Annotated in this window: 13 protein-coding genes and 1 tRNA gene; 8 read left to right on the top strand and 6 right to left on the bottom strand. The window is 40.5% G+C overall.

Annotation, left to right across the window (positions count from 1 at the left end; all coding sequences use genetic code 11):
• Window positions 1-42: 42 nt before the first annotated feature.
• A tRNA-Tyr gene (locus tag CWC18_RS03390) sits at window positions 43-127 on the bottom strand.
• Window positions 128-239: 112 nt separating this feature from the next.
• On the opposite strand from CWC18_RS03390, the gene CWC18_RS03395 reads away from it, so the two are divergent.
• Window positions 240-761 (top strand): VC2046/SO_2500 family protein, encoded by a 522-nt coding sequence (locus CWC18_RS03395; protein ID WP_138674711.1) that lies wholly within the window; start codon window positions 240-242, stop codon window positions 759-761.
• A gap of 36 nt (window positions 762-797) precedes the next feature.
• On the opposite strand, the gene CWC18_RS03400 is transcribed toward CWC18_RS03395, so the two are convergent.
• From CWC18_RS03400 to CWC18_RS03410, 3 genes are all read right to left on the bottom strand, one after another.
• Window positions 798-1,253, bottom strand: coding sequence for a YchJ family protein (locus CWC18_RS03400; protein ID WP_249348279.1), 456 nt, complete (start codon window positions 1,251-1,253; stop codon window positions 798-800).
• Between the two features lie 14 nt (window positions 1,254-1,267).
• The gene (locus CWC18_RS03405) at window positions 1,268-1,702 is read right to left on the bottom strand and encodes a hypothetical protein (protein ID WP_138591491.1); all 435 of its coding nucleotides are present in this window, start codon (window positions 1,700-1,702) and stop codon (window positions 1,268-1,270) included.
• Window positions 1,703-2,192: 490 nt separating this feature from the next.
• Window positions 2,193-2,645, bottom strand: a complete 453-nt coding sequence (locus CWC18_RS03410; RefSeq protein ID WP_138591490.1) for a sel1 repeat family protein — start codon at window positions 2,643-2,645, stop codon at window positions 2,193-2,195.
• Window positions 2,646-2,766: 121 nt separating this feature from the next.
• On the opposite strand from CWC18_RS03410, the gene CWC18_RS03415 reads away from it, so the two are divergent.
• Complete coding sequence (locus CWC18_RS03415) at window positions 2,767-4,056, top strand: NCS2 family permease (protein ID WP_138674712.1); 1,290 nt, start codon at window positions 2,767-2,769, stop codon at window positions 4,054-4,056.
• 31 nt (window positions 4,057-4,087) lie between these two features.
• Here the strand turns inward: CWC18_RS03415 and CWC18_RS03420 are convergent, their stop codons facing one another.
• On the bottom strand, window positions 4,088-4,849 hold the full coding sequence (locus CWC18_RS03420) for a hypothetical protein (RefSeq protein ID WP_138591488.1): 762 nt from the start codon (window positions 4,847-4,849) through the stop codon (window positions 4,088-4,090).
• Window positions 4,850-5,130: 281 nt separating this feature from the next.
• Between CWC18_RS03420 and cysB the strand changes: the two genes are divergently transcribed.
• The 6 genes from cysB (at window position 5,131) to CWC18_RS03450 (ending at window position 13,214) form a co-directional block, all read left to right on the top strand.
• Window positions 5,131-6,108: an HTH-type transcriptional regulator CysB gene (gene cysB, locus CWC18_RS03425; protein WP_138591487.1), complete on the top strand. Its 978-nt coding sequence runs from the start codon at window positions 5,131-5,133 to the stop codon at window positions 6,106-6,108.
• Window positions 6,109-6,314: 206 nt separating this feature from the next.
• Complete coding sequence (locus tag CWC18_RS03430) at window positions 6,315-7,778, top strand: amidohydrolase family protein (protein ID WP_138674713.1); 1,464 nt, start codon at window positions 6,315-6,317, stop codon at window positions 7,776-7,778.
• A 323-nt stretch (window positions 7,779-8,101) separates the two neighbouring features.
• Entirely contained in the window at window positions 8,102-10,879 is a 2,778-nt protein-coding gene (locus CWC18_RS03435) for a collagenase (protein WP_138591485.1), read from the top strand.
• Between the two features lie 156 nt (window positions 10,880-11,035).
• Window positions 11,036-11,506, top strand: a complete 471-nt coding sequence (bufA2, locus tag CWC18_RS03440) for a BufA2 family periplasmic bufferin-type metallophore (RefSeq protein ID WP_138591484.1) — start codon at window positions 11,036-11,038, stop codon at window positions 11,504-11,506.
• A gap of 69 nt (window positions 11,507-11,575) precedes the next feature.
• On the top strand, window positions 11,576-12,397 hold the full coding sequence (gene bufB / locus CWC18_RS03445) for an MNIO family bufferin maturase (protein WP_119861939.1): 822 nt from the start codon (window positions 11,576-11,578) through the stop codon (window positions 12,395-12,397).
• 1 nt (window position 12,398) lies between these two features.
• Entirely contained in the window at window positions 12,399-13,214 is an 816-nt protein-coding gene (locus CWC18_RS03450) for an HvfC/BufC N-terminal domain-containing protein (RefSeq protein WP_138591483.1), read from the top strand.
• 64 nt (window positions 13,215-13,278) lie between these two features.
• Here the strand turns inward: CWC18_RS03450 and CWC18_RS03455 are convergent, their stop codons facing one another.
• Window positions 13,279-13,719: a VOC family protein gene (locus CWC18_RS03455; protein WP_138591482.1), complete on the bottom strand. Its 441-nt coding sequence runs from the start codon at window positions 13,717-13,719 to the stop codon at window positions 13,279-13,281.
• Between the last annotated feature and the right edge of the window lie 60 nt (window positions 13,720-13,779).

A 13,779-nucleotide genomic window follows, 5' to 3' on the forward strand; every position in this document is an offset into this window, starting at 1 on the left:
GCCGCTCGGGAACCCCTCCAAATTGTATTTGCAGTGTTGTTATGGTGGAGGGGGCTGGATTCGAACCAGCGAAGGCAGTGCCGTCAGATTTACAGTCTGATCCCTTTGGCCGCTCGGGAACCCCTCCTAAACAACGGCGCTGATAATATCAAAGTTTCTAATTAAGTAAAGAAAACTCCTAAAGAAAAATTAAAAAATGCCGATATAAATGAAGATTCATACACAATCGGTGAAACTCTATGCAAATAGATAATATTTTAACCAGAGAAGATCAGTTAGGCGGTGCGTTGGCGGTATGTGTCAGCGATCAGCGACGTGCTGATTTTTCTATGCTATTGGCAATGTTGTCTCAAGATGCGCTCGATTTTAGTCAGTTTCATTTACCGGAAGAGGAACAACAAGAAAGTGACAAAAGTGAATCTGCGTTAAAGAAAGAATTACAGATAGGGCCAGAGCAAGTTTTGGCGCCCGCTGATTTTGATATGTTAATTGGGCAAAACAATGCAGAGCGCTTATCTCAAAGCAGTATGACAAGTTTACGATTGTCGCAGTGTTTAAACCCAGAACCGCTTGCGGTGCGAGATGATCACAAACACATCCCGCTGGTTGTGGTGGATAATTGTGAGCTTGCAGTAAGAAACCGTTTAGATTCGGACAAAAAAGGTGAAGGAACTGCTGATAAACCAAAAATGGATGCAGCAGCTATGTACGACCAATTAAATAGTGGTGAAATGCAGAGTGCGTTGCAACTCAGTGCGTAGTTTGTACGTTACTATGATTTGCTTATTTACAGTAGCTTAACCATGACACTTTTTAAACTTTTTACCGCTGTTACAAGGACAAGGGTCATTTCGGCCAATTTTAACCACTGGTGACTCGAATAAGTCTCCCCCTAAGTATTTCCACTTTTTATCTTCTAGAACAAAGCGTGAGCGCTCATGAAGCTGGTAATGTTTATCATCGACTAAATAGTGCGCTTTAAACTCTACGTAGTTGTCTTCGTTATCACTGTGTGCATCAATTATATCTAGCTTGATAAAGTTAACATCATTCGCAAACTGCAATATGTCTGCTGTGGTATGCATTGAACGTTGTGACGACGCATAAGTATTTAAAATATATTCAGCGTCTTTTACACAGTAGGCGCTGTATCTTGAACGCATTAGCTGCTCTGCTGATGCTGCTGGTTTTACACCAGTAATGACTTGCTTGCAGCACTCATCAAATACAGCAAGGTTATTACAATAACACATGGTTGTTTCGTTACTTATGAAATCATATTGCCTATTGTACACTGATCTTTGCCCAGTACTTTTGAAAAGCAAAATAATTCTGTATCAGAGAGGTTTAAGTTCATATTCTCTAACTGAGTGGCGGTAGCGATATTAGTCCATGTAATAATCGCAGCAAAATTACCATTACTTAACGCCGCGTTTAAAACATATTGCAAGTCTGAAATATGTTTTTGTCTTATAACTAACAACTTACTTGAGTCAATAGAACAACTATCGAGTACAGCCTTATTTGGTATATTTTCAGGTGCAATTAATAAGGTCCAGCCATGCCTTTTGTTACACAAATGGATGATCTTAAGTAACTCTAAATTAGCATTTATGTCATCGGCTGTGCGAACAAGGGTCACATGAGCGCGCTGGGCTGTGTGACTCAATAAAATAGGGGTATCGGTATTAGTATGCAACATAATCAACTCACTGGTGTTATATACAGTATTTATATACAGTAGTTCATACAGTTTTTCAAAGCAAGATAAATATCATTTATTTTGTACGAAAAGCAGACAGGGTTTAGGTTGTTAAGGGTTAAGCTTTTTATAAATAGCTGATTTTAAAGTGTCTGTGCGAAAAATATAATAAATGTGTGTTGCACAAAGTGTGTAATTGTGTTGATTTATACCCTACTTAAACTGTATGTAATGAAGCGTCCGTTATAGGCAAGCACTATGGCGGTTGGTAAATGACGTGAAGTTGGAGCAGGCGAATGACATCAACACAGCTTTTGGAAGTTGTGATGTTGAACGTACAACTTTTATCAACCAATACTGTTACGCTTTCGCCTTGAACTAAAATAGATAATGATAGCGCGAGGTTAAATTTGTTCACTTTTTGGGGGGCTATAATCTTTTAGGACTGTATGCTACATTCAGGGTTGTACCTTTAATTGCAGTAGGTGCTTCACGCTGGGCTTAAAAACTGAAGCTGGTGGATTTGTTCATATAACGTTGCAGCATAACATTGCGCATCTTTTATACGTTTTGTTGAAAGGTGTGGCTTTATTTGCTCAATCATTTCTTGCGCGGCACTCACACCCTGGCTATTTGCCAAAACGAGCCAAGCCATGCCATGGAAAGCACTTTGAGGCACACCTTGACCTTTCACAAATAATAATCCAAGGTAAAATTGCGCTTTATGATCACCGGACATCGCGGCAAGCCTGATCCACTTAGCAGCCAGTGGATAAGATTGCTCTTTTAAATAATATAGCCCTTTTTTATATGCTTGTGCTGTGTCTGTTGTTTCAGGTAAACGCGCTTCACTATTAATTGGCGCGGTGACAAACTCAAGCACATTTAGTAATTGTTGTTCGAGATCATGACTTGCTGAATTGTCTAACTGAGATTTTTCCATATTACAACCGTGTTTATTTATGCACTATTTAGTGTAGCCGAATTCTAACGTTTTTGTCCGATTAAGTCAGTGCTTTGTGTTAAAATCCAAGCACTTGTTTCTAATTTAAATACCAAACATTATGCTGGAACGTCTATTTTCTCTCTCTCGTCAGGGAACGACTATTAAAACGGAAGTCATTGCAGGTTTAACAACCTTCGTCACAATGGTTTATATCGTATTTGTAAATCCTGCAATGCTATCTGAAGCGGGTATGGATTTAGGGGCTGCATTTGTTGCGACCTGCATTGCTGCTGCAATAGGCTGTTTTATTATGGGTTTTTGGGCTAACTACCCATTAGCACTCGCGCCAGGTATGGGCCTCAATGCTTTTTTTACTTACGGTGTTGTGCTCGGTATGGGGCACTCGTGGCAGTCAGCGCTGGGCGCTGTATTCTTATCTGGTTGTCTATTTTTATTACTTAGTCTTTTTAAAGTTCGAGAGTGGGTGATCCAAGCTATCCCTGTGGTCCTTAAACAAGCTATTGCAACAGGTATTGGGGCATTTTTAGCGCTTATCGCCTTAAAAAATGCTGGCATTATTGTAGCGAGTCCAGCGACTTTGGTTCAGTTAGGTGATATTACGTCGGCGGGACCTTTGTTAGCTATTTTTAGTTTTTTTATTATTGCAGCATTAATGTTTAGGGATGTTAAAAGTGCAGTGCTACTCAGTATATTTATTGTCACGGTATGTGCTTGGGGGCTCGACTTAGTAGAGTATCATGGCATTGTGTCGGCCCCACCGAGTATCATGCCAACTGTGATGCAGTTAGACATAGCCGCTGCGTTAGAGTTATCGATGCTAAGTGTTGTATTTGCATTTTTATTTGTCGATTTGTTCGACACGTCAGGTACTTTAGTTGCCGTTACGCAAAAAGCGGGATTGGCCGATGAAAAAGGAAAAATGCCACGTTTAGGTCGTGCTTTGTCAGCTGATAGTACAGCTACAATCGCAGGTTCAATATTAGGCACGTCGACGACGACCTCATACATTGAGTCTGTTTCTGGCGTGTCTGTTGGAGGAAAAACAGGTTTAACAGCCGTCGTAGTGGGTATTTGTTTTTTACTGATGATGTTTTTTGCCCCCTTGGCACAAATGGTGCCCGCTTATGCGACTGCGGGTGCGATTTTATATGTTGCGGTCTTGATGCTGCAAAATCTGAAGTTCGTCAACTGGGATGATATGAGTGATGCCATTCCTGTGAGTGTCGTGTTGCTGATGACGCCACTGACCTTTTCTATTGCTCATGGTATTGCGCTTGGGTTTATCGCATATACAGCGGTTAAAGTGCTTTGCAATAAGCGAGAAGAGGTGTCGCTAAGTGTTTGGGTGTTAACGATATTATTTGTCGTGAAATTTACGTTCAGTTAAGGTGTATCGGTAGGAGCAAAGAAAAAGTGGCTTACCACTTTTTCTTTGGCGCAAATAGAATATCCAAATCGTCTTGTTCTTGCTCGTTTTTCTTTTTCACAGCAGACGCGTTTGATGCTTTAAGCTCAGTACTGATCTCATTCAAATACGTTTCAAGTAATGTCTTTTTTTCGGTGACATAATCGTCAGAGTAACTTACCGCGCAAATTGTAGCGTAAGCTTTTTCAAAATATTGCCTTGCAGAGCCGACCATATTCGCCGTTCGTGCCGACACACCTCTTTTAATTTGGCTTTCGACATTTATTTTGAGCTGCAACTTCTCTAAACGGCGGTCTTCAGCCACAAATTGTTGCGTATCTACTTTGCCTTTTGAATGTTCTGAACGAAGCACATTACGTAATTTCTTAATGCCCTGCACAAGCACTATAAGCTGTTTATCATTGTCGGGTAGTGATAATGAATCGCCTCTTTCGTTTGACTCAACAGTGGTTCCAAGTCGTTCTTTTGACTCGAGCAATCGATTTTTAAGTTCTCTAGAAGTAGGAGATAACTCGACCATTGTTGCCAGTGCGTCATGAATGCGACGCTGCAATACGCGCGTTAACATTTCAGACATAGGGATGTTGGAGCTGTTCACTAAAACGTCATCGGATTCTTCAATCACTTTTTTTTGCTTGGTTAACTCTTTACGACGTTCAGCTTCCTGTTTCTCTCTGTGCTGTTGGATAGCACTTACCCACACGGCAATAACTATCAGTGCAACAATCAACATAATAATAATAGAAACAAACATAATGAATTCTCTTTGACCACGACCCAAGAAGATGATTTTTTATCTTACATCAATTAATTGCATTCTGAACAGTATTACGTTCATAAGTCTGTAAAAACTTTTGTAATTCATTATTTTTCATTATAGACCATGATTCATTTTTGGCCGATAAACAAACAAAATAGGCAATTGCTATCTCGTTCTAGTTAAATATGCTAGCCTAAATGATGATGATGAGATTACTCTGTTCGATGTCACGGAAAGTCAGTGCCGACTTATAATTAATAAGAACAAAACAAGCTATGAAATTACAACAACTTAAATATATTGTAGAAGTGTTAAACCACAACCTAAACGTCTCTGCTACCGCTGAAAGTCTTTATACTTCTCAGCCTGGTATCTCAAAGCAAGTAAGAATGCTAGAAGATGAACTAGGTGTTCAAATTTTTGGTCGAAGTGGCAAGCATTTGACGCACGTGACAAGTGCGGGTACTGAGATTATTAATATTGCCCGTGAGATCCTATCCAAAGTTGAAGGGATAAAAGCGGTTGCCAATGAGCATACCTTACCTGATCAAGGTAAATTAAATATTGCAACGACGCACACGCAAGCACGATACGCATTGCCAGGTGTGATCCAGGGCTTTATGCAAAAATATCCTGCGGTATCATTACACATGCATCAGGGCACACCACAACAAATCTCAGATGCTGCAGCACGCGGGGATGCAGATTTTGCAATTGCCACTGAAGCATTACATTTATATTCTGATTTGGTTATGTTGCCCTGTTATCACTGGAATCGCAGCATTGTAGTGGCAAAAGACCACCCATTGGCACAAAAAGCCTCTAACTTAACTGTTCAGGATGTTGCCCAATACCCCTTAATCACCTATGTTTTTGGCTTTACTGGTCGTTCTGAATTAGATAAAGCATTTAACGCGCATGGTTTAGAACCACATATTGTATTTACCGCGACAGACGCTGATGTGATAAAAACGTATGTTCGCTTAGGCCTAGGTGTAGGCGTTGTAGCGTCAATGGCGATTGATGTTGAAACGGATCAAGATTTAGTCTGTATAGATGCAAGTCATTTATTTGAAGCCAGCACCACGAAAATTGGGTTCAGGAAAGGTAGCTTTTTACGTGGTTATATGTATGACTTTATCGAGCGATTTGCGCCACATTTAACAAAAGATGTTGTTGAACGTGCAAGTTTATTACGCAATCAGGATGATGTAGATGCACTGTTTGCAGATGTAAAACTTCCTATCAAATAACTGAACGGTTTAAATGAATATTGTGTAGTGTGAATGGCTATTCAATATTCATTTAATAGTAACTAGCGTTCAAAAATTGGCTGTAATGCCGCAGTTTTAAATATGTTTCTTATTTTGTTACATTACTTTTCGGCCACTGTAATATCGTGTAATAGCATTTCATTTAGCTTCACCTAAGCTATATAAAAATAGGGTGGAGGTATGTGATGGATGATATTCAGCATAAGCAACTAAGCTTTTCCTTAGACCATGTATTCTTTGATGGACTGCTAGACAAGCTTGGTGATCATTTGCAAAAGGCCCTCATCGCTATTTCTTCTGATAATTACAAAGACAGATGTGCTCAAAGTTGCCAGCATCAGCTGGTACTTATCATTTATGGCGGAAAAGTCTACAGTGATTTTGACGAGCAAGCCCATTATGAAGACGCAATGGCGGTTTATAATGGCAAAGTGTTGGCATTGGGTCCACTAGATGAGGTCCGTCATTGTGTTTATCAAATGGGTTTTATGGCGACATATTACCGCTTAAAGTCGAGTGAAGTTGTCACACCTGGTTTTATAGAGCCTCATTGCCATTTGGTTACTTCTGCTGTTTTACAACAGTTGTTCCACTTTGGGCCCTTTGGCTTTGACGGTAGAACAGATAAATTCATGACCGATTATAATATGTCTTATGTATTGCGGTCTGTTGTTTATTTAGATAAGGCACTTCAGGATACACAGTGGCTTTTGGGGTATGGGCTTTTCAGTAGTCTCTTAATGTCTGATGATGTATTAGACACGCACGACGTACATAATTCATTGCAAACCTTATCAATCAGTCGGCCTGTTGTCATTTTTGATGCTCAGCAACCATTGGCATTTGCTAATCGGGCGGCTTTAGAGCAACTGTATAAATATTTGGTGCTGAACCAAGTTGGTTTGTTGAAAAGTAAACAAGATTTTTTCACAACCATAGCAGAGCAAGGGGGCTTAAAAGGTGAGCAATTACTTTGGATTTTAGAAGTGCTACCAGTACGTCAATTTCAGCAGCTCAGTACTGCACTCATTCAAAACATTGATGATGTACTCACACATGCCAAAAACCAAGGGATCACACACCTAGGGTATGTTGATAGTCACCCTGTTGCGCTCAGCTTATTGAGTGCTTATTCACAACAACAACCTAAAGTAAACTTAATTAATGCTACGACGACATGGATTAATGCGTCATGCAAGTGTGGTTTTGAATTGGGGTTAACTGATACAAGTAAGTCTATTATCGATAACTCTATCGCGTTGAATATTGGTTATTTAGGGTTTGATTGGGTACAAAGTTATCATGGCGTGCAGACATTACAGCTTTGTCAATCACTCTTTAATCAAGGTGTTAATGTGTGTTTGCAATCCGGTTTTCCTCTGTTACCTTTATCGCCACTTAAGACTGCACAGCAAGCAACGTCTAAAGAGATGGAATATGCTCCTTTGGATAAAAAACGATGCCTTACGCGTTTGCAATCTTTGAAAAGTATTTCAAGTGCGGCTGCATCTCATTTAAAAATATCCCCCCAAGCAGGACATTTATTCGTAGGCGGACAGGCTAATTATTTGGTTCTGTCAAACGATCCACTACAGTGTTCTGATGTAGAAATGAGACACATTCAAGTCAAGCATAGTTCAGTGAGTTAAATCATTTACTTGACGCATCTCGGCGGTACTTGTAAAAACGATTGTGTTAAGTTCACCCTTAAAGCATATCTTTTCTTATGCTTAGGTATCTAATTTTTAATAAGATACGCCCGCGATTATACGGTTTTCATTGGCTTTTTATGCCATGAACTGAAAACCCCTCTTTGTTATTCAACTTAATCCCTTAAGAACTTGAACAGTGAGTTATGACAGTTTTTATTACCTTAAATTATATAAAATATATTGTATATCTTGTAATTTAAATGTAAAAAATATAATTCCTCAACTTGAGTTGTGGATAGACAACATTTAAAAGGTACATTATGAAACTATCAGCGCTTATGGTGGTATTACCTGTCATTGGATTAAATTTCAATGCAGTAGCCCATCATCAAGAACAACACCGTGCAATAAAACCGATCGCCTCTGATGTAACAAATACTCAGTTCCATGGTCATCATAGTTCAGAAGGTCATGAACGAGCCCCGAATGCCGCTTCTTTACAGTCACCGACTTTCACTGTGTTAAAACAACCATCTTATGGCACATTTCAAGTCTTATCTGACTGTGATTTAAATGCGTTGGCAATGGCTAACTCATCACAATTATTGACTGAAATTAAGCAACAAGGGCGTACATGCATCAATGAACTGTTTAGTGCAAATGACGTTATTCAACAGCAAGTATTTACATCAGATAAAATGTTTGCTGCAGCAAACCGTGCGAAAGTACTTGCATCCAGTTACAGTGGGCAAGGCGACAGCGAACTAGAGGCGCTATTTTTATATATTCGCGCTGGGTATTATGTAGAGTTTTATAACGATGGCGTTCAATTTGACAGTTGGTTAAAGCCTGCAGTAAAAAATGCCATAGATGCGTTCGTCAATAATAATCACTTTTATGACAACAATGAGGCACATGGTCAGTTATTAAAAGAAGTTATTACGACAATGGATAGCTCGGAACAGCAAGATGTGTATTTGCCAGTTATTAAACAATGGTTGAGTCGGTTTGATCAAAATTATGCGAATAGTCGGAATATGCATCGGGCTATCAATGGCATTTTTACAGTATTATACCGTGGACAGTGGAATGATAACTTTAAAGCTTTAATCAAATCAGACACTCAACTCGTTCAGTTGCTCAGTGACTTTACCAAACAAACATGGCTGATTGGGGCCGATGCTGAATACTTAATGGTTAACGCGGCGGGTGAATTAGCCAGATTAAAAGCGTACAAAAACACGCCGATTCAAACTAAAGTTGATACCGCGCTTATACAGCTTTTTGCAGCCTATAAAAGTTATGGGTATGGTGATGCTATTTGGCTAAACGCGGCTGATGTAGCGACATATTATGCTGATTGTAGCCAATTTAATATATGTGGCTTTGAAACTCAGTTAACGGCACAAGCTTTGTCACAAACCTATCAATGTAGTGACACCGTTAAAATTCGCTCACAAGACATGACTGCAGCACAGCATGTTGCTGCATGTAGCACTATGGCTGTCGAAGAAACCCGCTTTCATACCCGTTTAGCAACAGGCCAAACTCCTGTAGCAGATGATAATAATACATTTTTACAGGTCAACATTTTCAATAGCAGCGACGATTATAAAAAATACGCCAAAGCAATTTTTAAAATAGACACCAATAATGGGGGCATGTACCTAGAGGGCGATCCTAGCAAAGTTGGTAACCAAGCAAACTTTATCGCATATGAAGCGACGTACGCTAAGCCAGAGCATTTTGTTTGGAACCTTGAGCATGAATATGTGCACTATTTAGATGGCAGATTTGATTTATATGGTGATTTTAATGCGCCAACAGAAGCCATCGTGTGGTGGAGCGAAGGGGTTGCTGAATACATTGCTAACTTGGACGATAATCAAGCGGCCATTGATACGATTAAAGATGGCTCTACTTACTCGCTTGCACAAATATTTGCGACAACGTATGCAGGGTTTGATCAGGATAGGATATATCGTTGGGGTTATTTAGCGGTACGGTTTATGTTTGAACGCCATAATGATGAATTAAATGTTATGTTGGCTCGCACACGAGTTGGAGACTGGGCCGGATACAAAGCGTTGTTATCGAGTTGGCGCAACCAGTATGAGAATGAGTTTACCGCTTGGACACTCGAGTTAGCAAGTGGGGCTGTTAATGATGCACCCGTAGCGGTTATCAATGGCCCTTATCAAGCAGTGGTAAACCAAGATATTCGGTTTTCAAGTCAAGGTAGCGGTGATAGCGATGGACAAATCAGCGCTTATTTATGGCAATTTGGTGATGGTACTCAAAGCAATAGTGAAAACCCAAGTCATCGTTACGTTAATGCGGGTGATTACGTTGTGAGCTTGACGGTAACGGATAACAAGGGAGTAAGTACTTCAGTTACATCAAGTGCGTCTATTACAGAGAATAATTCTTCCACTCCAGCACTTACCAAAGGGCTACCACGCATTATCTCGGCTGAGCAGGATTCGTTATTTTATTACACTTTTGACGTGCCTGCTGGGGCGACCGATTTAAAAATATTGACTGAACAAGGAACGGGAGACGTTGATTTATATGTTCGGTTTGGCAGTAAACCGACCTTAACCGAGTATGATTGTCGGCCATATAAAGGTGGTAATGCGGAACAATGTGACATAGTCGCACCTCAAGTAGGTACCTATTACGTGATGACGAGAGGCTATAACCGATATGCCGATGTCAGTTTATTGGCTGATTATGTGTCAGCAGCGTCACGTTTACCTGATAGTTGTCAAACTCAAGGTGTGGTAACTGGCGGGCGAGTATTGTCTGGGCAAGCTGTGTGCTTGGCAAACCAAACACCCATGTGGTTTAGTATGGAAAACATGAGTGGGCAAAATCAAATTCGTATTGAAACCGCATATGGTTCTGGGGACTTATCCCTTGAATACAGTAATTCAGGGTGGCCAAACGAGACAAATGTAGAAGCAAGCTCGACTAATTCAGGCAATAACGAGTGCATCAGTTTAAGTGGTCAATCGCAATACTGGGGCTACTTAAAAGTATCTGGTGCGGGTACTGGTAGCACATTAAAAGTAAGTTATAACGACGGCGGTTGTTAGTTTTTTTATTCTAACTAAGTACTTGTATAAGAAGGTAGCTTTGCTGCCTTTTTTTATTTTTGGAACGCGGCAAAAACAAAAACCTCACCTAAACTGAAATATATCTTGGATTAATTAGGTCAACTACCAAGCTTATAAAACAAAGAGGAAATTCACATGAAAGCACTTACAGGCGCAGCAATGGCAATGATGGTTGCCGGGTTAGTTGGATGTAATAGTACAAATACGACAAATTCATCAGTAGGCTCGGCGACAGCCAGTGCTGCTGCGAGTGCAAGTTCGACTGACCTTGTTCATTGTTACGATGTAAACGTATGCGGTGGCCACAATGATTGTAAAACTGCCAGTAATGCGTGTGCAGGTCAAGCATCATGTAAAGGCACTGGTTTTGTCGCAATGCCTAAAAAAGCATGTGGTGATGTAGGCGGTAAAATAAAAGATGCGTGGGTTGGAGAGATCGCGAAAGCGGCATTAGTGCATTGTCATGACGTGAATATTTGTGGTGGTCACAATGATTGTAAAACGGCAAGTAATGCATGTGCCGGTCATGCATCGTGTAAAGGTACGGGTTTTGTTTCAATGCCTGCTAAGTCATGTGGTGATATTGGCGGTAAAGTAAAAAGCTAATTTGATTTAACCCATTACAGATTATTAGTCCACAAAAGGCTATGGATGGCCTTATTCATTAGGAAGTCTATGTCAGTACCGTATTTAGGTTTTGGAATGGGGTTGCGTACATGCTACTTCGAACAAATTCTCACTGAGCAACCAGCTGTAGATTGGTTTGAAATTATTTCAGAAAACTACTTTGTCTCAGGTGGCAAGCCATGGCACTACCTTTCACAAATCAAAGAGCAATACCCTATAGTTATGCACGGTGTGTCTATGTCGATTGGTAGCACTGATGCGCTTAATTTTGATTACTTAAAACAATTGAAAAACACGATTGAGCGGGTTAACCCTATGTGGGTCTCAGATCACATTTGTTTTAGCGCGCTAGGTGAGTTTAATAGTCACGATTTGTTGCCTATGCCCTACACTGAAGAAGCGCTTGACCATCTAACACAGCGTATTTCGCAAGTACAAGATTACTTAGAAAGGCCAATGATATTTGAGAATGTATCGAGTTACTTGACTTATAAACAGTCGCACATGACTGAATGGGAATTTTTGACTCAGTTACATAAACAAACGGGATGTCAGTTTTTGCTAGATATAAATAATGTTTATGTCAGTGCTCGAAATCATGGCTTTTCAGCGATGGAATATCTAAATGCATTGCCTAAGCAAAGCATTGCACAAATACATTTAGCGGGTCATCAAGATTGTGAAAGCCATATTATAGATACGCATGACCAACCTGTGTGTGATGCAGTGTGGTCATTATTCTCACAATTTAGTAAACAACTGCCCGCGATTAGTACCATGATTGAGAGAGATGATAATTTTCCGCCTTTATCAGCGTTATTGTCTGAGCTTGAACAGGCTAAAGCATTAACTAAAGCGCATTGGGGGTAGTGTGGGAGAACTCGCAAAATTACAAGATGCCTTTGTCGCTATGTTACATACAGGCAGCCAGGAGTTAATACATGAGATTGAAGATCAAGCACCTCTTTCAGCGATGCAACGTTTAGAAATTTATCAAAATGCTTACAAGATAAGATTACGCGGTGTACTCGAGCAGGACCATGAAACTTTAGGGTTTTATTTAGGCGATGAGCTATTTGATCTTATGCTTTTCCAATATATTGCTCATTACCCTTCGCAGGATCGCTCCTTGCGTCAATTTGGTGAACGGTTACCGGCATTTTTAAAGGAGACTGCGCCATTCTCAGAGCATGGCATTTTGGCAGAAATTGCCGAGTTTGAACGTATTTTACTGCGGGCTTTTGACAGTGCGGATGCTGCCCGCTTGAGCTGGCCTGAGTTACAAGCGATTGATATGAGTCAATGGCCTAACATGATTTTGGTATTGCACCCGAGTGTACACTTTTTTGTATGTGATTATGCCAGCGTGGAAAGTTGGCAAGCGTTAAAAGAAAAAAAGATACCGCCAGAGGCAGACATTGATGGAAGCCATTATTGGTTAATTGCTCGAGAAGTGACCCTGCGAACAGGGTTCCATCCGTTAGCACCATTACAGTGGCGATGTATGCAGAGTATTGCGCAAGGGATGCCATTTAGTATGGTGTGTCAGTCAGTGATAGGGGAATTTGATGATGAGCAAGCCGGCTCAATGTTTGTTATTGGTGTTTTGCAATTAGGTATTCAACAAGGCTGGTTTAGTGATGTGCATTTGCTCCACGGTCAGTCTGTCTCGAAGGCGTTAACGTAACAGTGTTTGGCGTTGATTAGGGGTAAATTGTAGAGCGAGGAAAGCTCTACAACCCAGTCTTTTTTTACCAGCTTCCCGTATTTTTCATCGAACACCAAGGCTCTTGAGCTGGTAATGCTTCGCCTTTTTGCAGGAGCTCAATTGAAATACCATCGGGCGATTGCACAAATGCCATGTGGCCACAACGAGGTGGGCGATTAATAACGACACCGGCAGACATGAGTGTATTACAGGCGTCATAAATATTGTCGACTGAGAAAGCTAAATGACCAAAGTTTCTTCCGCCGTTGTATTGTTCTTTATCCCAATTATAGGTTAATTCAATGGTTGGCTTGAAGCTGCTTTTGGCCTCTTCAAGTTGCCCAGGTGCTGCGAGATAAACCAGTGTAAATCGTCCACTTTCGCTGTCGTATCGTTTTACCTCAATTAAGCCTAGTAAGTCACAGTAAAAATGCATCGACGCGTTTAAGTCTTCAACGCGTACCATTGTGTGTAAAAATTCCATAAAAATGCCCCTTATTATCTTGTAGCAGTCATTGTATGGCTAAATTACCGGATAACAAGG

This window comes from Pseudoalteromonas aurantia, assembly GCF_005886875.1.
GTDB lineage: Bacteria > Pseudomonadota > Gammaproteobacteria > Enterobacterales > Alteromonadaceae > Pseudoalteromonas > Pseudoalteromonas aurantia_A.